Below are 19,150 nucleotides of genomic sequence, written 5' to 3' on the forward strand. Positions count from 1 at the left end.
CGGCGACGATGATCGAGAATGAGCTCGATCGTCTGGACATCCTGTATGGCTTCGGGGTCCGGCAGATCGGTGTCGCGTATTCGCAGGCCAATCAGTTGGGTTCGGGGTTGGCCGAGCGGGCCGACGCGGGGCTGACCAATTTCGGCCGTCGTGCGGTGGAGCGGATGAACCGGCTCGGTATGGCGATCGACATCTCGCATTCGGGTGACCGTACGTGTCTGGAGGTCATCGAGCATTCGGCGGTGCCGGTCTTCATCACTCATGCCGGTGCTCGTGCGGTGTGGCCGACCAATCGGATGAAGCCCGACGAGGTGATCAGGGCGTGTGCCGAGCGTGGTGGCGTCATCGGTCTGGAGGCGGCCCCGCACACGACGCTGTCGGAGGAGCATCGCGAGCATTCGCTGGAGTCGGTGATGGACCACTTCACCTACTGCGTGGACCTGGTGGGCATCGACCACGTCACCTTCGGCCCCGACACGATGTTCGGCGACCACGTGGGGGTGCACAAGACCTACGCCGGCAACTACGCCCAGAACCGCGACGCCGCGCCCGACCACCCGAACGTCGCCTACGTGGACGGCCTGGAGAACCCGGCGGAAAACTTCACCAACATCATCGGCTGGCTCGTCAAGCACGGCTACGGCGACGACGACATCAGCAAAGTCATTGGCGGGAACACGCTCCGCGTGCTCGATCATGTTTGGTAGGACCTCGCCCCCCGGCGTCCTCGGGCGCGGGGGGCACCCGGGCAGCGTGACGAAGGGAACCCACGATGGGCCGACGTGATACCGCGGCGCAGGCGACGCTGCACGGCCTGCGGGCGTTACTCCGGGAGAAGTTCCAGCCGGGAGACCGGCTGCCGACCGAGCAGGACCTCTCCGAGATGCTGGACGTGAGCCGCGGCACCGTCCGCGAGGCGCTGGGCGTCCTGGCCATCGAGGGCGCGGTGATCCGGCGCTGGGGGATCGGGACGTTCGTCGCCGGCAGCCACGACCTGGCGCCGCTGAGCATGTCGAAGATTCTCGCCTACCGCGACCGCATCCAGATGGCGGGGCACACCGCCGAGCTGGTCACGTCATCGTGCGACACCGTGCCGAGCCCGCCCGCGGCGGCCGAGGCACTGGGCCTGCCGGCGCGGGCGCCTGTGTGGCAGGTGACGCGGACCTTCAGCGTCGACGACGTGCGGGCCGCGTACATGCAGGACTACGTACCACTGAAGTTCGGCACGGACGAGATCGACCCGAGTCCGATGCTCGGCATCGACACCGACCTGTTCACCTTCCTCGACCGTGTGGTCCTGCGCCCGGCCGCCCGGGTGATCACGGACCTCGAAGCCGTGCTCGCCTCCGATCAGGGGGCCGACGCGTTGCGCGTCCCCGTGGGCTACCCCCTGGCCCGAACGCTGCAGACCGTTTTCGGCCATGGCGATGTGCCGCTCGCCTATGGCGTCACCCTGCACCGCACCGACATCGTGCGGATCCGCATCACCCGCTGATCGAGCCGTTCCGGGGAGGGAGCCCACCGGAGCCCGAACTCGCCAGGACGGGCAGAAGGTGTCCTCGATCACCGCCAGGATCAGGCCGGCCCGCCGGAGGCCGATCCTGGCCGTGCCGCCGAAGCGCCGGCGGGTGCGGTCGGCGACCGGGGCGGCAGCGGCGGCTGGGGGGCGGCCCGGTCGAGTCCGAGACGGGAGCGAGCCGGCGGTACTCCGAGAACATGCGCGACCACTCCTTCGGCGGCTTCCGGCCGCGCATGGCCCCGATGCCGAGGGCCGAGCCGACCGGCCTGATCCCAGTCGCCTCCCTGCCCCGGTAAGGCCGATCACGGGTCTCAGAGACGCGTCCCCGGGGCCATCGGGGTGATGTCGAGACGGCCGTCGTCGCAGACCGCGGCGGTGAAGGGGATCTCCAGGTGCGCGACCTCGTCCGGCGGGATGATCATCAGTCGCGCGGCGGCCGGGCACCTGGTCTCGCGCCCGCTCGGCACCTCGGTCCAGTGGATCCTGGCGTGGGCGCCGGCTCCAGGCCGCAGGGTGACCCGGTGCGGCTGGACGCTCTCCCTGCGGGTCCTGGTGCGCAGCGCGTCGCCGTTGCGGTCGATCATGATCAGGCCGACGAAGCCGTACACCCAGCAGGTCCTGGCGGACCTGTTGGTGACCACCAGCGGCGCGTACCGCTGGCCCGCCCCCGCGTCCACCGCGCCGACGCGCGCCGCGAGCGCCCCGGTCCGGCAGCGCTCGACCGCCGTACCCGCGCCGGAGGAGCCGCCACCCGCCGCCGGCGGGCCCGCGAGCCATGCGTTCGCGCCCGCCGCTTTCGGGCCGGTGTCCGTCAGCCGCGCGTTCGCTTCCGCCGGCTTCGCGTCCGTCAGCCGTGCGTCCACGCCTGCGACCTTCGCGTCCGCGAGCGGTGCGTTCACGCTCGCGATCCGGGGGAGGGCGCCGTCGGCCGCCGGTGTGACGCTCCGCTCGGAGGACGCGGGGGAGCCGCATGCGGCCGACGCCATCAGCACGCCCGCCATCACCGTCGACAGGGCCGTGAGCCGCCTGGCACCGCTGGATCGTTTCATGTCCGGTTGGACGCGCGCCGCACGGGTTTTGTTGTCCTTTCCGGGCTCCGTGCGGGCCGGCCTTCCGGGCGATGGAGGTCCCGGGCCGTCCGGAGGACGCGCCGTGCCCAGCCCGCCTTCCCGGCAGGTTCAGCCGGACAGGTACGGCCGGGCGTTCCTCACAGGTAGAGGCCGGTGGTCTCCGGAGCGGTGGCCGGGTGGCCCGCCACGCCGTCGCGCAGGGCGAAGAGCTCGGCGAGGGTGGCGCCCGACGGGGGGACGCCCTCCGCGCGGCCGAGCCACCGGGTGGCCTCCTCGTAGGGCAGGGCGCCCACCTCGATCTGGGCCAGGCAGCGGCCGGGGCGGACCACGGCCGGATGGAGACGGGCCAGGTCCTCGTTGGTGGTGATGGCGACCAGCACGTCACGGCCCTGGCCGAGCAGGCCGTCGGTCAGGTTGAGCAGCCGCGACAGGCCCTGCCCCGCCGCCTCCTTGGCGCCGGACCTGATCAGCTCGTCGCAGTCCTCCAGCACGAGGAGCCGCCACTTCTTGCCGTCCTCGTCGGAGTCGGAGCCGACCGCGACCTCCATCAGGTATCCCGGGGCGTTGAACAGGCGGTCCGGATCGAGCACGCAGTCCACCTGGCACCACGACCGCCATTCGCGGGCGATCGTGCGCAGCAGCGTGGTCTTGCCGGTGCCGGGCGGGCCGTGCAGGAGGATCAGGCGGCCGTGCGCGTCGGCCGGCGTGACGGACATCAGGCGTGACAGCGGGCCGTGCAGGGATCGGGCGTAGTTGCCGCCGACCTCCGCCCAGGGGGAGGCGGTGACGGGCTTGCCGGAGCGGCGGACGCCGTCGGTGCTCTGCCACCAGAAGCCCATCTCCACGTGGTCGCTGTCCGGAGCGGGTTCCACCGCGTCCTTGACGGCCTCCTCGATCACCGAGCGGGCCAGCTCGTCGTCGACCGCGGTCACGCTGACCGTGGCGGCGCGGTTGCGGTAGCGGACCACACGCAGTGTCCAGCCCTCCCCGCAGACCAGTCGCGACTCCCGGCCGTCGTCCTCCCGCGCCGCCCGGACCAGCGTCCCGGAGGCGGGCGTCAGCGGAGCGTCGGGGCGGACCCGCTCCAGGTCCGTGGTGCGTGACCACGGCTGCGCGCCCGTCGCGAACGGCGACAGCGCGAGCGCGTCGATCACGTCCATCGCCGAGTCGCCGTCGTCGAGCCAGAGTTTCATCGGCAGTTCGGCCGGCCGTGGCTCCGGCGCGAAAGGGACGTTTTTCAGCACGGACATGACGGCAATGATCCCTTCCGCGGCCGTGGAGGTCGACGGGTTTTAGCGGGGGCGGGGCCGGTGGGAGAGTCCGTGGTGGCCGGTGGGCTTCAGGGCCGGGCCGCGGTCGGCTCCTGGGGCGCGGTCCTGCGGCGGCGGGTGTGGGTCACCTTGACCGGGTCGATGTCGGCGGTCCAGCGCTCGGCCAGCGCCAGGGTCGGCTCGCGGCCGTCGGCGACGTGGCGGAACGCGCAGGCGGCGGCCCGGTCCGCGTCGCCGCCGGCGATCGCCGCGTAGAGCTCCTCGTGCTCGGCGCACTGCCGGGCGGGATCACGGTCGGAGGTGAGCCGGAACAACCGCCTGAGCCGGGCGTCGAGCGGTTGCATCAGCGTGCCGAGCAGCGCGTTGCCGGAGACCCTCACGATCTCGGAGTGGAACTCGGCGTTGGCCGCCACGGTCTCCCGCCGGTCGTCTCGCCGTACGGCGTCGCGGGCGCGTTCGAGGCAGGCGTGCAGCCGCGCCAGGCCGTCGGCGTCGGCCCGCTCGGCGGCCAGCCGCGCGGCGAGCACCTCCAGGCTCTCGCGCACGTCGAACAGGTCGCGCACGTCGGCCGGGGTGAACGGGCTGACCAGCGCGCCCCGGTTGGGCACGATCACCACCAGGCCCTCGGCGGACAGCAGGCGCAGCGCCTCGCGGAGCGGGATGCGGGAGACGTCGAGTTCGGCGGCGAGGTCGCGCTCCACCAGCCGCTCGCCCGGCCTCAGCTCCACTTCGACGATGCGCCGCTTGAGCGTCTCGTAGACCCGGTCGCGCAACGCGCTCACCTTCCACCCCTCTCGTCGGGGGCCAGCCTAACTTGCCCAGTTAGCGGTATACCACTAACGTCGGCGGCGTCACCGTGGAGCGGTGTCACCACGGACGGGAAGGGAAGACGATGACCGAGCTGCTGCTGCTGCGCGACGCCCGGATCCGGGGCCACGAGGGCGCCGCCGACCTGCTGATCAGGGACGGCCGGATCGCCGAGATCCGCCAGGCCGGTCCGGACCGCGCCGGGGACGGCGCGGAGGATCTGGGTGGCCGGCTCGTGCTCCCCGGCCTCGTCGACGGCCACGCCCACCTGGACAAGACGCTGTGGGGCGGTCCCTGGGTGCCGCACGACGCGGCCCCCGGCCTGATGGGCAAGATCCGCAACGGCCAGGAGCGGCGGCCGGAGTTCGGCGTCCCCAACGCCGACTTCGTGACCGCGCTGCTGGAGAACATGATCGCCTGCGGCACCACGCACGTCCGGTCGCACGTGGACGTCGACCCGCTGGTGGGCCTGGGCTCGGTCGAGGCGGTCCGCGAGGCCGTCGAGCGGCACGACGGCCGGATCTCCGCCGAGCTCGTCGCCTTCCCGCAGGCCGGCATGCTGATCAGCCCCGGCACCGAGGCGCTGCTGGAGGAGGCGCTCAAGGCCGGGGTCGAGTCGATCGGCGGGCTCGACCCGGCGGGGGTGGACCAGGACGCGGTCAGGCACCTGGACGCGGTGTTCGCCCTGGCGGAGCGGTACGGCGCGGGCGTGGACATCCACCTGCACGACGGCGGCACGCTCGGCGCCTGGCAGTTCGAGCTCATCATCGAGCGGACCAAGGTCCTCGGCCTGGGCGGCAAGGTCACCGTCAGCCACGCCTTCGCGCTCGCCGACGCCGACCCCGCCACCCGGGACAGGCTGATCTCCGGCCTGGCCGAGGCCCGGATCGCCCTCGCCACGGTCGCCCCGAACCGGGGCCTGCTGCCGCTCCGCCTGCTCGGCGAGGCCGGGGTCCCCGTGACGCTGGGCAACGACGGCGTCCGCGACCTGTGGAGCCCGTTCGGCACCGGGGACATGCTGGAGCGCGCCCTGTTCCAGGCCAAGGGCACCGGGCCGCGCGACGAGGACATCGAGCTGGCCCTGGACGCCGCGACCTACGGCGGAGCCCGCGCCCTCGGGCTCCGGGACTACGGCCTGTCCGTCGGCGACCACGCCGACCTGGTGGTGGTCGACGCCCGCAACGCGGCCGAGGCCGTGTGCGTGCGCCCGCGCCGATCCCTGGTCGTCAAGTCCGGCCGGATCGTCGCCCGCGACGGCGTCCTCGCCTGACAGGTCCCCTCTCCGCGCCGGCTGCCCGGGGGCCGGGCTCCGGAGCCGGGGGTTTAGGCGCCCCTCCCAAGGTAAGAGGATGGCTGTTTGCCCGCTGTACCCATACCCGGAGCCCCGTTCCATGACGATCTGCTGGTAGATCAGTTGGCGAAACCCGGCATAGTGCGATGTGTCACCCGTTACGCTCCGGTAGGCCCTAGTCACTCGAACCGTGGAGAAGTCCCGTGGCCATCGATCTCGTTACCCGTCGCGAGTGGGGGGCTCGTCAGCCGCGCGGTGCCTACGGCCGGCTGAGCTCCACCAGAGGCGTCAAGGTCCACTACACCGGCGGCCAGGTCAGCCCGGACATCGTCGGCGACCACGCCAGGTGCGTGGCCCTGGTGAGGTCCATCCAGAACCACCACATGGACGGCAACGGCTGGATCGACGTCGGATATTCGTTGCTGGTCTGCCCGCACCGGAAGGTGTTCGAGGGCCGCGGGCCGCACCACCTGCCCGCGGCGAACGGCTCCGGGCTCAACAGCGGCCACTACGCGGTGCTCGGCCTGGTCGGCTCGACCGGGTTCACCCAGCCGACCGACGACATCCTGCACGGCATCCTCGACGCCGTCGAATACCTCCGCGACAAGGGCGGCGCGGGCGACGAGATCAAGGGGCACCGGGACGGCTACTCCACCGACTGTCCCGGCGGGCCGCTGTACGCCTGGGTGAAGCGGGGCGCGCCCCGGCCCGGCGGCGGCCCCACCGAGCCGCCCGAGCCGCACCCGTCCTTCCCCGGCCGCGTCCTCAAATATCCGCCGGTCATGGTCGGCGAGGATGTCCGCACCTGGCAGCGGCAGATGCGCAGGCGCGGCTGGGACATCGACGTCGACGGCCTGTACGGCGGGGCCTCCCGGGACGCCTGCCGCGCCTTCCAGCGCGAGAAGGGGCTGTCCGCCACCGGCGCCGTCAACCGCGCCACCTGGCAGGCCACCTGGGAGGAGCCCGTCACGTGAGCCGCCGCCGGAGCGCCCGACCCGACCCCGGAAGAATGTTCTCAGGCGGCGGCGCTTACTATCCGGTGCATGACCGTGCCGCCTGAGGAACTCCGATCGGCCGCCGATTTCCCGCCGACCACGCGGGAACAGTGGAGCGAGCTGGCACTCGGGGTCCTGCGAAAGTCCGGAGTCGAGGCCGGCTCTCCCGAGGAGGCACTGGCCTCTGTCACATATGACGGCGTGACCATCGCGCCGCTCTACGACGCGTCGGATCTCCCGGACGACCCCGGCCTGCCGGGGGCGGCTCCCTATGTCCGCGGCGCCCGGCCGGAGGGCGGGAGCTGGGAGGTGCGGCAGCGGCACGAGGTGGCCGATCCCGAGGCGGTCCTCGCCGACCTGGAGAACGGCGTCACCTCGCTCTGGCTCGCCCTGGAGCCCGAGGACCTGCCCCGTGTCCTGGACCGGGTCCACCTGGAGCTGATCTCGATCACCCTGGACGCGGGGGAGCGGACCCGCGAGGCGGCCGAGGCGCTGTTCGCGGTGGCCGAGGGGAAGAGGGCCGCCGCCGGCCGGCTCCGCGCCCCGGGAGCCGCGCCGGGGGAGAGCACGTCCGGGGAGAGCGCGTCCTCCGGGACCGGCGGGCGGACCGTGGACGGCCCGGCCGTGGACGGCCGGGGCGGGGACGGCCCGGCCGGGGAGAGGGGGCAGGGAGAGCTCGCCGGCAACCTGGGCGCCGACCCGCTCCGCGACCCGGAGACCGCGATCGACCTGGCCCGGCGCTGCGTCGCCGACCTTCCGGGCCTGCGGGCGGTCGTCGTGGACGGCACGCCCTACCACGACGCGGGCGGCAGCGACGCCGAGGAGCTCGGCTGCTCCGTCGCGGCGGGGGTCGCGGCCCTGCGGATCCTGACCGGCGCGGGTCTCACCGTCGACGAGGCGTTCGGGCAGCTGGAGTTCCGCTACGCCGCCACCGCCGACCAGTTCCTCACCATCGCCAAGCTCCGCGCCGCGCGCCGGCTCTGGGCGCGCGTCGCCGAGGTGTGCGGGGCAGCGGCGTCCGGGCACGGGGCGGGGCAGCGGCAGCACGCGGTGACCGGCTCGGCCATGATGACCGCCCGCGACCCGTGGGTGAACATGCTCCGCACCACGCTCGCCTGCTTCGCCGCCGGGACCGGCGGGGCCGACGCGGTGACCGTGCAGCCGTTCGACGCCCGGCTCGGCCTGCCGGACGCCTTCGCCCGCCGTATCGCGCGCAACACCCACGCGCTGCTCGTCGAGGAGGCCGGGGTGGCCCGGGTGATCGACCCGGCCGGCGGCTCCTGGTACGTCGAGCGCCTCACCGAGGAGCTGGCCGAGAAGGCCTGGGAGTGGTTCCAGGAGATCGAGCGCGCCGGCGGCATGGCCGCGGCCCTGGAGTCGGGGCTCGTCGCCGGGCGGCTCGCCGCGACCTGGGAGCGGCGCTCGGAGAACATCGCCCACCGCCGCGACCCGATCACCGGGGTGAGCGAGTTCCCCGACCTCGCCGAGCGGGTCCCCGTCCGCCGGGCCGGGCCCGGCCGGGCCGGCGGGGTCCGCTACGCCCAGGAGTTCGAGGCGCTCCGCGACCTGGCCGACGCTCAGGAGAGCCGGCCGAAGGTGTTCCTGGCGACCATCGGGCCGGTGGCCGCGCACACCGCCAGGACGTCGTTCGCGGCGAACCTGTTCCAGTCCGGCGGCATCGCCGCCGTGACCGCCGCGGCCGCCGCCCCCGGCGCGGACCCCGCCGTGACCGCCGCGCCGGGCGTGGACCCGGGCCGGATCGCCGCCGCGTTCGTCGCCAGCGGCGCGGAGGTCGCGTGCCTGTGCTCCAGCGACCGGCTGTACGGCGAGCACGCCGAGGCCGTGGCCGCCGCGTTGAGACAGGCGGGGGCGCGCAAGGTCTGGCTGGCAGGGAAGGGAGAGTTCGCAGGCGTGGACGCCAACCTCTACGCCGGGTGCGACGCGCTCGGCGTGCTCCGCACGACCTTCGACGACCTGGGGGTGGCTCGATGATTCCCGACTTCTCCGGAATCGGGCTGAAGGGCGAGCCTGTGACGCCGGACCCGGCCGGATGGGCGCGGGCCGTACGGGAGGCCACCGGCAAGGGACCGGAGGACCTGGTGTGGGAGACGCCCGAGGGGATCGGGGTCAAGCCGCTCTACACGGCCGCCGATCTGGCCGGGCTGGACTTCCTGGAGACCTACCCGGGCGCCGCGCCGTACCTGCGCGGGCCGTACCCGACCATGTACGTCAACCAGCCGTGGACGATCCGGCAGTACGCCGGGTTCTCCACCGCCGAGGAGTCCAACGCCTTCTACCGGCGCAACCTGGCGGCCGGGCAGAAGGGCCTGTCGGTCGCCTTCGACCTGGCCACCCACCGCGGCTACGACTCCGACCACCCGCGCGTGGCCGGCGACGTGGGCATGGCCGGGGTGGCCATCGACTCCATCTACGACATGCGGCAGCTCTTCGACGGGATCCCTCTCGACCGGATGAGCGTGTCGATGACCATGAACGGCGCGGTGCTCCCGGTGCTCGCGCTCTACATCGTGGCGGCCGAGGAGCAGGGGGTGGCGCCCGAGCAGCTCGCGGGGACCATCCAGAACGACATCCTCAAGGAGTTCATGGTCCGCAACACCTACATCTACCCGCCCGACCCGTCGATGCGCATCATCTCGGACATCTTCTCCTACACCAGCGAGAGGATGCCGAAGTTCAACTCGATCTCGATCTCCGGCTACCACATCCAGGAGGCCGGGGCCACGTGTGACCTGGAGCTGGCCTACACCCTCGCCGACGGGGTGGAGTACCTGCGGGCGGGCGTCGAGGCGGGGCTCGACGTCGACAGGTTCGCGCCACGCCTGTCGTTCTTCTGGTGCATCGGCATGAACTTCTTCATGGAGGTCGCCAAGCTGCGGGCCGCCCGGCTGCTCTGGGCGCGCCTGGTGTCCGGATTCGGGGCGAAGAACCCCAAGTCGCTGTCGCTGCGGACCCACTCGCAGACCTCCGGCTGGTCGCTCACCGCCCAGGACGTGTTCAACAACGTCGTGCGCACCTGCGTCGAGGCGATGGCCGCCACGCAGGGCCACACCCAGTCGCTGCACACCAACGCCCTCGACGAGGCCCTGGCCCTGCCCACGGACTTCTCCGCGCGGATCGCCCGCAACACCCAGCTCCTGCTCCAGCAGGAGTCCGGCACCTGCCGGGTGATCGACCCCTGGGGCGGGTCCTACTACGTCGAGCGGCTCACCCACGAGCTGGCCCGCAGGGCCTGGGGGCACATCGAGGAGGTCGAGGCCGCCGGAGGCATGGCCAAGGCGATCGGCCTGGGGCTGCCGAAGCTCCGCATCGAGGAGGCCGCCGCCCGTACCCAGGCGCGCATCGACTCCGGGCGCCAGCCGGTCATCGGCGTCAACAAATACCGGCCCGACGCCGACGAGGCCATCGACGTGCTCAAGGTCGACAACACCTCCGTCCGGGACCGGCAGCTCGACAAGCTCCGCCGTCTGCGTGCGGAGCGCGACGCCGGCCAGGTGGCCCAGGCGCTGGAGGCGCTGACCAAAGGCGCGGCGGGCGACGGCAACCTGCTGGCGCTGTCCATCGAGGCCGCCCGCGCCAAGGCCACGGTCGGGGAGATCTCCGACGCGCTGGAGCGGGTGTTCGGACGGCACGCCGGTCAGGTCCGTACGATCTCCGGGGTGTACCGCGAGGAGGTGGGCTCGGGCGTGGACGAGGTCCGTACGGCGTGCGCCGAGTTCGAACGGCTGGAGGGCCGCCGCCCCCGGATCCTGGTGGCCAAGATGGGCCAGGACGGTCACGACCGGGGGCAGAAGGTGATCGCCACCGCCTTCGCCGACCTCGGCTTCGACGTCGACGTCGGCCCGCTGTTCCAGACGCCCGAGGAGGTCGCCCGCCAGGCGGTCGAGGCCGACGTGCACGTGGTGGGGGTCTCCTCGCTGGCGGCGGGGCACCTGACGCTGGTCCCCGCCCTCCGTGAGGCGCTCGCGGAGCTGGGCGCCGGCGACGTCATGATCGTGGTCGGCGGCGTCATCCCGCCGGGCGACTTCGAGGAGCTGCGCGCCGCCGGAGCCTCCGCGATCTTCCCGCCCGGCACCGTGATCGCCGACGCCGCCCGCGGTCTGCTCGCCGACCTGCTCACCCGGCTGGGCCATGACGCGGACGCTTGACGACTACCTCCGGGGGGTGAAGGAGGGCTCCCGGACGTGGATCGCCCGGGCGATCACGCTGGTGGAGTCCTCCAGGGCCGACCACCGGGACCTGGCCCAGCGGCTGCTGGTCGAGCTGGCCCCGCTGGCCGGGAAGGCGCGCCGGATCGGCGTCACCGGCGTGCCGGGCGTCGGCAAGTCCACCTTCATCGACGCCCTCGGCGTGCACCTGACCGGGCAGGGCCACCGGGTGGCGGTGCTCGCCGTCGACCCGTCGTCCACCAGGACGGGGGGCAGCATCCTCGGCGACAAGACCAGGATGTCCCGCCTGGCGGCCGACCCGGCGGCCTTCATCCGGCCCTCGCCCACCTCGGGCACCCTGGGCGGGGTCACCAAGGCGACCCGTGAGGCCATGGTCGTGGTGGAGGCGGCGGGATACGACATCGTGCTCGTGGAGACCGTCGGCGTCGGCCAGTCGGAGACCGCCGTCGCCGACATGGTGGACACCTTCCTGCTGCTCGCCCTGGCCAGGACCGGCGACCAGCTCCAGGGCATCAAGAAGGGCGTGCTGGAGCTGGCCGACGTGATCGCGGTCAACAAGGCCGACGGCCCGCACGAGCTGGACGCCAGAAAGGCGGCCAGGGAGCTGGCGGGGGCGCTGCGGCTGCTCCGCTCCGAGCGGGCGGTGCCGGTGCTGACCTGCAGCGGGCGCGAGGGCACCGGCCTGGAGGAGCTCTGGGGGCAGCTCGTCCGGCACCAGGACGCCATGGCCGCCTCCGGCGAGCTCGCCGCCCGCCGCCGGCGCCAGCAGGTCGCCTGGACCTGGTCCCTGGTGACCGAGCGCCTGCTGTCCAGGCTCCGCGCGCACCCCGATGTCGCCGCCATCACGGCCGAGGTCGAGCGGGACGTGCAGGCCGGGCTCCTGACGCCCTCCCTCGCCGCCGACCGTCTGCTGGCGGCCTTCAAACACTGACGCGGAGAGCTCGACAGAATTGGCCGGATCCGGCCAAGGGGCCCACAAATGTGCACTCATGACTACATTGGGTGACTTTTAGTCAAAAATCGAGATGCCGCATTCGCTCTATACCACATGAAATCTCGGTTAATTACGCAATTATTTCGCGCATCAGTGGATCATTGCTCTACTTCAACCTTGATCACGGATGGCGGAACATGGAATACTTCGCCCGAAGAGTCATGAAACACGTAATAAGCACTCTTTGGCTACGCGAGTGTGAGAAGGCGCATGACGAGGCGCGGGAAGGTCGCCGAAGGGCTGTCAGTCGACCGGCCCTGACCTGCTCCCCGTGCGGGATGGACCACAACGCAGTGGCCCGGCCCCGGATCGCGCCCCTGCGGTCGGTGTCCGCCGAGTGCGGTTCTCATGCTGCGCGGGCTCGCATCACACGAAGTGGGAGAGCGTGGCAATGTCGATCGACGTGGGAGCCGGACGGGTCAGGAGCGTTCCGCTCCATCGTGCTCTGCCGAGGTTCGCCAGGGAGCCGGCGAACGTGCTGGCCGACCTTGCGAGGCAGGCCGGGGGAGGGGTCGTCCGTCTGGGCCTGGGGCCGTTCCGCCCCTACCTCGTGACCCATCCCGACCACGTCCGGCAGGTGCTGCGGGCCGACTGGGTGAACTACCGGCGCGAGGGCATGTTCTGGCGGCCGCTGCGGCGACTCCTCGGAGACGGCGTCCTCGGCGAGGGCACGTCGTGGGAGACCAGCAGAAAGGTTCTGCAGCCCCTGTTCACCGCGCGATACGTCGCAACGCTTGCCGAGGAGATGGCGCGAACGATCACTGCGCGCATCGAGGAGCTGGACGGGCACGCCCGGACGGGGCGGCCTGTCGACGCCGCCGAAGAGATGCAGAACATCATCAACCGGGCCGTCATACAGGTTCTCTTCGGTGACAAGATCACCCATGAGGACGGGGAGCGGCTCGGGCCCGCCTACGACACGGCTGCGACCTCGGCCAACTTCCGGCTGCTCATGCCGTTCGTCCCCTACTCCGTCCGGGTGCCCGGTGACAGAGCCTTCATGAATGCCGTCAAGACGGTCGACGACGTGGTCTTCCCGCTGATCCGGAGGACACGAGCCGATCCCGACGGTGGCTCCGACGTCGTCTCCGCGCTCTGCCTGGCTCGGGGGGAGGACGGCGCCGAGATCGGCGACCGGCAGATCCGCGACGACCTGGTCAGCGTCTACGGCGCCGCAGCGGAGTCCACCGCCTCGACCCTGACCTGGCTGTGGCCGCTGCTGGACGCCCACCCGGAGGTGGCGGCCCGGCTCCACGACGAGATCGGCCGCGTGGTCGGCGCAGGACCGGTCACGGCCGCGCACCTGCCCGAGCTGCGCTATACCCGCATGGTCCTGCAGGAACTGATGCGCTTGTATCCGGCGGGGTGGATCTCTCCCCGGATGGCCATGGAGTCCGCGGAGCTCGGCGGGGTGCGGATCGAGGCGGGCTCGCAAGTGCTGATCAGCCCCTACGCCACGCACCGGCTGGAGGCGTTCTGGGAGCGCCCGTCGGAGTTCGACCCCGGGCGGTTCGCGCCCGGAGACCAGGAGCGCAGGCACAAGTACTCCTACTTCCCCTTCGGCGGCGGCCCGCACCAATGCCTGGGCCAGCACCTGTTCTACCTCGTGGCGTCACTCCTGGTCGCGACCTTCCTCAGCCGGTTCCGCCCCACGCTCCGCACCCCCGGGCCGTTCACCCAGGCCCCGGCCGCCTCGCTGCGTCCCCGGCAGAAGGTCGAGCTGGACCTGCTGCCCGTCGAGCGCGTCTCGGGTGAGGTCCGATGACGGACCCGACCAGTCTCGCCGCGTGGCCGGCGGCCACCATCAGCGGGACCGTCTGCGCCGTGGCCGGACAGTCCCAGCGGGACATGCGTGAATGGGCGGCGGCCTATCCGGGCCTGTTCTCCGCCAAGCCGTTCGACGGGGCCCTTTACAGCACCCTGTCGCTGGCCATGGCGTTCAGCGGGCCCTGGTTCACCGCCGAGCAACTCCGTATGGCCAACAAGGTCTGCCTGTGGGCGTTCGGCCTGGACTGGCTCGTCGACTACGTCGCTACCTCACAGGAAGAGGTGGACGGCATCGCGCGGCGCTGCCTGGACGTGGCCGCGGGCGCCCCGTCCGTGCCCGGCGACGACCTCACCCGCCTGCTGGCCGACATCCGCGACGAGCTCGCCGCCTCGCCCGCCTCCCCGGTGCTCGGGCCCGTCTGGCGGGAGGAGCTCGGGCGGATGCTGGAGGCGATGCTGAAGGAGTGGCGCTGGAAGAGCACGAAAGCCACGCCGACCTTCGAAGAGTATCTCGCCAACGCCGACAACCTGGGCTTCTGCTTCGCCTTCGCGGCCCACTGGCTGCACACCACGGGCCCGGAGGACGCCGCGGACCTCGGCCAGGTCCGGGAGGCGAGCCGGGCGGTGCAGCGGGTGATCCGCCTCCTCAATGACCTGGGCACCTACGAGCGTGACCTGCTCTGGGGCGATCTCAACGCCCTGCTGCTCGGCGCCGGCCGCGCCGAGGTCGAGCGGCTGATCGCCGAACTCGCCGGACGGAGCCGGGAGCTGATCGCCCCGCTCCGGTCGACCCATCCCGAGCTGGCCGGTTACCTGGAACGGCAGATGGACTTCTGCGCGGGCTTCTACCGGGTGGCCGACTACTGGGGCACGTTGTGAGCGTCGACGATCTTCTTGCGGCGCCGTACCCGGTTTCCGGGGAGATCGACGTGGTCGCCGCGGCGCGTGAACTGGTCGCAGGGCTCGTGGCCGAGCCATGGGGCCAGGCCTCGGCATCGGTCTACGAGACCGGGCGGTTGGTGAGCCTGGCCCCATGGCTGCGCGGCCACGCCGCACGCGTCAGGTTCCTGCTGGCGGCCCAGCGGGTGGACGGCGGCTGGGGCGCTTCTGGTGGCTACGCCCTGGTCCCGACCCTCAGCGCGACCGAGGCGCTCGCCGCCGAACTGCGGCGCGGGGCCCCCGGCTCCGAGCACGACATCCTGGCCAAGGCCGTCGACCGGGGGCTGGAGTCGCTGCGGAGCCAACTGAACGCTGAGAGCTCGCCGCTCCTGCCCGACATGCCCGCCGTCGAGCTCATCGCGCCGGCCCTGATCTCCATGATCAACGGATATCTGGGGGAGGGCGGCGGGCGGCTGGAGGTCCCGACCGGCATGGACGAGGCCAAGCTGTCGGTGATCCGGATGCGGCTGGCGTCGGGTGCGGCGGTGCCACAGAAGCTGGTCCACGCGCTGGAGGTGGCGGGCGAGGCGGCGGTCGCCGCCCCCGAGGTGAGTCCCAGCCCGATCGGGACGGCCGGGACAGTGTCCGCAAGGGCTGGAACGGGCGGGGGCCCCGCAGCGGTGGCCGCGACCATCGGGGCCTCTCCCGCGGCTGGGGCCGCGTGGCTGGGCGCGGCGGGAGCGCACGATCCCGACGCCCCCGTGCGGCGGTATCTGGAGGAGGTCGTGGACAGGTCCGGGGGGCCGGTGCCGTGCGCGCTGCCCATCACTGTGTTCGAACGGGGATGGGTGCTGAGCTGGCTACGGCGCGCGGGCATCCCCGTGGCCGTGCCGCCGCAGCTCGTCGGCGACCTGATCGAGGCGCTCGGTCCGGAGGGCAGCCCGGCGGGACCGGGACTGCCGTTGGACGCCGACACCACTTCCGTGGCGCTGTACGCGCTGGCGCTGCTGGGAGCCGGGCGCGAGCCCGACTGCCTGTGGCCGTACGAGACCAGCACCCACTTCTGTACCTGGCGCGGAGAGGAGGGGGCGTCGCCGACGGTCAACGCGCACGTGCTCGACGCCTTCGGCGAGTACCTGCGCCGCGTCCCCGGCCCCTCGCCTCGTTATGAGGCCGCCGTGGGCAGGCTGGCGGCCTGGCTACGAGACCACCAGCGGGCGGAGGGAAGTTGGCAGGACCGCTGGCACGCCTCGCCGTACTACGCGACGGCCTGCTGCGCGCTCGCCCTGGAGAGCTTCGGCGGCGAGGACTCGGCGGACGCGGTGGGCGGGGCCGTGCGCTGGGTGCTCGGCACCCAGCGCGAGGACGGATCGTGGGGCCGGTGGGAAGGGACGGCGGAGGAGACCGCCTACGCCTTGCAGACCCTGCTGCTGACCACCGCGGCGAGCGGGGAAGAGCGGGCGGAGGCCGTGGAGCGTGGATACCGCTATCTCTGGGGCTCCGTCAGCGACCGGGGCGTGCCGGTCAGCATGCCGCCGCTCTGGCATGACAAGGATCTCTACGTACCGGTGGCGGTCGTCCGGGCCGCGATCCTGGGGGCGTTGCATCTGGCGCGGCACCCTTCCCCCGCGGGTGGGTGACCCGGACCCCCGGTGGACCTTCCCACATATTTGATAGGAGAAGTTAGGGTCAAAAAGGACAGATGGCTACATCTGGCCAATGTTGCCTTGAGTGTATTTGGCGACATTGCTAGGGTTCACCGGGTGCAACGCGAGCTGTGTCGCTAATTCGGGCGATTTGACAACGGTTGGCTCAGCCGGTTATTCGCGCGCTAAACGACATGGATCGTACGTGACTTTCTTTCACTTTCACCAGGATGGGTGCTATGCGCTTGCGTAACGCGCGTTTGCGGACCAAGGTCGCGGCACTGCTGGTGTCACTTGCCGCTCTCTGGGCGTTCACCGCGTGGGTCACGATCCGTGACGGCCTGAACATCCTGGGCGTGGCCACGCTCGACGCAGGCATCGCCCAGCCTAGTGAACAGCTCCTGGTCGAGCTCCAGACGGAGCGGCGGCTCAGCCTGGTAGTCCTCGGGGAAGCCGGCACCACCCGCACGCACCGCGGGGCGCTGGACGCCCAACGCAAGCGGACCGAGGCGGCCATCGCCGACTTCCGCGAGCTCGCGAGCGGCGGCAACGTGCGGCTACTGGCGAGCGAGACTCTCAACCGGCGCCTGGACGAGGCGTTCCAGCGGCTGGACGGGCTCGCCGCCGGCCGTAAGACGGTCGACGGCGGGCGGGCGGACCGGCTCCGGGTGGCCGCGGCGTTCACCGACATCATCGACTCCGTCTACCGCACCTACGACTCGATGGCGACGCTGGACGACGAGGCGATCGCCAAGGACACCCGCACGCTCATCGAGCTGGCCCGGGCCCGGGAACTGCTCGCCCGTGAAGACGCCCTGGCGGCGGGCGCTCTGACCGCCGGTCGTCTCACCGAAGCCGAACGTGCCCTGTTCACGCAGGTCGTAGGAGCCCAGCGATTCCTCATCGGCAGGGCGGTGGACGAACTGCCCTCCGCCGAGCACGCGGCCTACCAGAGGCTGGCCGGCAGCGAGGCGTTCACCCGCCTGCGCGCCATGGAAGACCAGCTCATCCAGGGCGTCCAGGCGGGGCTGCCGGGGACCGTCGACGCCGAACGGTGGGCCTCCGCCACCCAGACCGTGTTGTCGGCGCTGCAGGACACCGTGGTGACAGGTGGCGACGGGATCGTCGATCGGGCCACCCCGGTGGCGACCGGTGTCATCGTACGGCTCACGCTGGCCGGCGGCCTGGGCCTGCTGGCCGTCATCGCCTCTGTCGTCCTCTCCATCACCACGGCCCGGGCCCTGGTCCAGCAGCTTGAGAAGCTCCGTCTCGCGGCCTGGGAGCTGGCCAACCAGCGGCTGCCGAGCGTGGTGGAGCGGATCGGCCACGGCGAGGAGGTGGACGTCGCGGCCGAGGCGCCGCCGCTGGAGTTCGGCGACGACCAGATCGGCCACGTCGGCCAGGCGTTCAACGCCATGCAGCGGACCGCCATCAAGGTCGCGGCCGAGCAGGCCCAGCTCCGGCGCGACATCGCCGACATTCTGCGCAACCTCGCCCGCCGTACCCAGTCACTCGTCCACCGCCAGCTGAGCGTGCTGGACGTCATGGAGCGGCGGGAGAACGACCCGCAGGAACTCCGCGACCTGTTCCGGCTCGACCACCTGGCCACCCGCATGCGCCGCTATGCGGAGAACCTCCTGGTCCTGTCCGGTGCGTCGCCCGGCCGCGCATGGCGCGACTCGGTCCCGATGATCGACGTGGTCCGCGGCGCGCTGGCCGAGATCGAGGACTACACCCGAGTGGACGTGCTGCCCCTGGGGGACGCCGAGCTGGACGGGCGGGCCGTGGGTGACGTCATCCACCTGGTCGCCGAGCTGGTCGAGAACGCAGCCTCCTTCTCCCCGCCCTACACGACGGTTCAGGTCAGCGGGCACGTCGTGGCCCACGGATACGCACTGGAGATCGAGGACCGGGGCCTGGGCATGAGCCCGGAGGACATCGCCGACGCCAACCAGCGGATCGCCAATCCTCCGGAGCTCAAGCTGTCGGGCAACGCCCGCCTGGGGTTGTACGTGGTCAGCAGGCTGGCCGAGCGCCACGAGATCCGGGTGACGTTCAAGGCCTCGCCGTACGGTGGCACGACGGTCGTCGTCCTGGTGCCGCAGGAACTCATCACGGAGCCCGCAGAGCCCGAGGCCCCCGTCGTGGTCGGTGTCCCGCGGGCCCGCACGGCGATCACCGGTGCGACGGCGGACGAGATGCGCGCCGCCGCGCTCCGCGACCGGGACGCCGACCCGCTGGGAATCGCCGACGGCACCAGGTCGTCCGGCGAGCGGGGAGAAGCCCTTGGCCGGCCCGTCCGGGTGAAGCCGCCCGAGCCGCGGGAGACCGCGCGGCCGGTCGCGGGCCGCCACACGGTCGCCGGCGGTCACGATGTCCCCGAGGGGCCCGGTGGCACCCCCGCGTCCGCGTTGCCCCCCGTGCTGCCCCCGCCCGACACCAGCCACACACCGGGCGGTCTGCCGCGCCGCGTTCCCCAGACGCACCTCGCCGCTCCGCTGCAGGTTGACGAGCCGGCACCCGCGCCGGCCCCCGACGACGGCGAGGATCGCTCGCCGGAGGCGATCCGCGCGGCCATGGCGTCGTTCCAGGAGGGCACTCGCCGGGGCCGCTCCGACGCCGCCCAACTGCTGACCGAGGACGCCGGACCCGCCGACGGAGGCGACTCCCGGATGTGACCCCAGTGACGATCTTGATCCGCGCGTGCCCGGCGGGCACAGATGA

Annotated in this window: 14 protein-coding genes; 11 read left to right on the forward strand and 3 right to left on the reverse strand. The window is 72.2% G+C overall.

Annotated features, from left to right (window positions below; genetic code table 11):
* Both BM085_RS32660 and BM085_RS32665 read left to right on the forward strand, forming a co-directional pair.
* The coding region (locus BM085_RS32660; RefSeq protein ID WP_177245390.1) for a dipeptidase at nt 1-707 on the forward strand (707 nt) is incomplete at its 5' end.
* A 65-nt stretch (nt 708-772) separates the two neighbouring features.
* The gene (locus BM085_RS32665) at nt 773-1,495 is read left to right on the forward strand and encodes a GntR family transcriptional regulator (protein ID WP_093890676.1); all 723 of its coding nucleotides are present in this window, start codon (nt 773-775) and stop codon (nt 1,493-1,495) included.
* Nucleotides 1,496-1,830: 335 nt separating this feature from the next.
* Here the strand turns inward: BM085_RS32665 and BM085_RS32670 are convergent, their stop codons facing one another.
* The 3 genes from BM085_RS32670 to BM085_RS32680 all read right to left on the reverse strand — a co-directional run bounded on the left by BM085_RS32670 (nt 1,831) and on the right by BM085_RS32680 (nt 4,642).
* Nucleotides 1,831-2,568: a DUF4232 domain-containing protein gene (locus tag BM085_RS32670; protein WP_093890677.1), complete on the reverse strand. Its 738-nt coding sequence runs from the start codon at nt 2,566-2,568 to the stop codon at nt 1,831-1,833.
* Between the two features lie 158 nt (nt 2,569-2,726).
* Nucleotides 2,727-3,839, reverse strand: a complete 1,113-nt coding sequence (locus BM085_RS32675) for a DUF5925 domain-containing protein (protein WP_093890678.1) — start codon at nt 3,837-3,839, stop codon at nt 2,727-2,729.
* Nucleotides 3,840-3,928: 89 nt separating this feature from the next.
* On the reverse strand, nt 3,929-4,642 hold the full coding sequence (locus tag BM085_RS32680) for a GntR family transcriptional regulator (protein ID WP_093890679.1): 714 nt from the start codon (nt 4,640-4,642) through the stop codon (nt 3,929-3,931).
* 110 nt (nt 4,643-4,752) lie between these two features.
* Here BM085_RS32680 and BM085_RS32685 point away from each other — a divergent pair, with 110 nt between their 5' ends.
* The 9 genes from BM085_RS32685 to BM085_RS32725 all read left to right on the forward strand — a co-directional run bounded on the left by BM085_RS32685 (nt 4,753) and on the right by BM085_RS32725 (nt 19,104).
* A complete protein-coding gene (locus BM085_RS32685; protein ID WP_093890680.1) occupies nt 4,753-5,937 on the forward strand; it encodes an amidohydrolase in 1,185 nt (394 codons plus the stop codon).
* A 224-nt stretch (nt 5,938-6,161) separates the two neighbouring features.
* On the forward strand, nt 6,162-6,932 hold the full coding sequence (locus BM085_RS32690; protein ID WP_093890681.1) for a peptidoglycan recognition protein family protein: 771 nt from the start codon (nt 6,162-6,164) through the stop codon (nt 6,930-6,932).
* 69 nt (nt 6,933-7,001) lie between these two features.
* Complete coding sequence (locus BM085_RS32695) at nt 7,002-8,945, forward strand: methylmalonyl-CoA mutase family protein (protein WP_093890682.1); 1,944 nt, start codon at nt 7,002-7,004, stop codon at nt 8,943-8,945.
* The gene (gene scpA, locus BM085_RS32700) at nt 8,942-11,119 is read left to right on the forward strand and encodes a methylmalonyl-CoA mutase (RefSeq protein WP_093890683.1); all 2,178 of its coding nucleotides are present in this window, start codon (nt 8,942-8,944) and stop codon (nt 11,117-11,119) included. The genes BM085_RS32695 and scpA overlap by 4 nt, the downstream gene beginning before the upstream one ends.
* The gene (gene meaB / locus BM085_RS32705; protein WP_093890684.1) at nt 11,103-12,071 is read left to right on the forward strand and encodes a methylmalonyl Co-A mutase-associated GTPase MeaB; all 969 of its coding nucleotides are present in this window, start codon (nt 11,103-11,105) and stop codon (nt 12,069-12,071) included. Before scpA ends, meaB begins: the two co-directional genes overlap by 17 nt.
* A gap of 454 nt (nt 12,072-12,525) precedes the next feature.
* Entirely contained in the window at nt 12,526-13,899 is a 1,374-nt protein-coding gene (locus BM085_RS32710) for a cytochrome P450 (RefSeq protein ID WP_093890685.1), read from the forward strand.
* Nucleotides 13,896-14,780 carry a terpene synthase family protein gene (locus tag BM085_RS45445; RefSeq protein ID WP_093890686.1) on the forward strand — a complete coding sequence of 295 codons (885 nt, stop codon included), beginning with the start codon at nt 13,896-13,898 and terminating at the stop codon, nt 14,778-14,780. The genes BM085_RS32710 and BM085_RS45445 overlap by 4 nt, the downstream gene beginning before the upstream one ends.
* Entirely contained in the window at nt 14,777-16,420 is a 1,644-nt protein-coding gene (locus BM085_RS32720; protein WP_218158892.1) for a prenyltransferase/squalene oxidase repeat-containing protein, read from the forward strand. Before BM085_RS45445 ends, BM085_RS32720 begins: the two co-directional genes overlap by 4 nt.
* Nucleotides 16,421-16,665: 245 nt before the next feature.
* Entirely contained in the window at nt 16,666-19,104 is a 2,439-nt protein-coding gene (locus BM085_RS32725) for a sensor histidine kinase (RefSeq protein ID WP_093890688.1), read from the forward strand.
* Nucleotides 19,105-19,150: the final 46 nt, after the last annotated feature.

This window comes from Streptosporangium canum (assembly GCF_900113865.1).
In the GTDB taxonomy this organism is placed as follows: domain Bacteria; phylum Actinomycetota; class Actinomycetes; order Streptosporangiales; family Streptosporangiaceae; genus Streptosporangium; species Streptosporangium canum.

Bases quoted from the DNA above. Each gene is read 5' to 3' on its own strand.
- BM085_RS32670 (WP_093890677.1), bottom strand. From the start codon at position 2,568: ATGAAACGATCCAGCGGTGCCAGGCGGCTCACGGCCCTGTCGACGGTG.
- BM085_RS32665 (WP_093890676.1), top strand. From the start codon at position 773: ATGGGCCGACGTGATACCGCGGCGCAGGCGACGCTGCACGGCCTGCGG.
- BM085_RS32695 (WP_093890682.1), top strand. From the start codon at position 7,002: ATGACCGTGCCGCCTGAGGAACTCCGATCGGCCGCCGATTTCCCGCCG.
- BM085_RS45445 (WP_093890686.1), top strand. From the start codon at position 13,896: ATGACGGACCCGACCAGTCTCGCCGCGTGGCCGGCGGCCACCATCAGC.
- scpA (WP_093890683.1), top strand. From the start codon at position 8,942: ATGATTCCCGACTTCTCCGGAATCGGGCTGAAGGGCGAGCCTGTGACG.
- BM085_RS32710 (WP_093890685.1), top strand. From the start codon at position 12,526: ATGTCGATCGACGTGGGAGCCGGACGGGTCAGGAGCGTTCCGCTCCAT.
- meaB (WP_093890684.1), top strand. From the start codon at position 11,103: ATGACGCGGACGCTTGACGACTACCTCCGGGGGGTGAAGGAGGGCTCC.
- BM085_RS32725 (WP_093890688.1), top strand. From the start codon at position 16,666: ATGCGCTTGCGTAACGCGCGTTTGCGGACCAAGGTCGCGGCACTGCTG.
- BM085_RS32685 (WP_093890680.1), top strand. From the start codon at position 4,753: ATGACCGAGCTGCTGCTGCTGCGCGACGCCCGGATCCGGGGCCACGAG.
- BM085_RS32675 (WP_093890678.1), bottom strand. From the start codon at position 3,839: ATGTCCGTGCTGAAAAACGTCCCTTTCGCGCCGGAGCCACGGCCGGCC.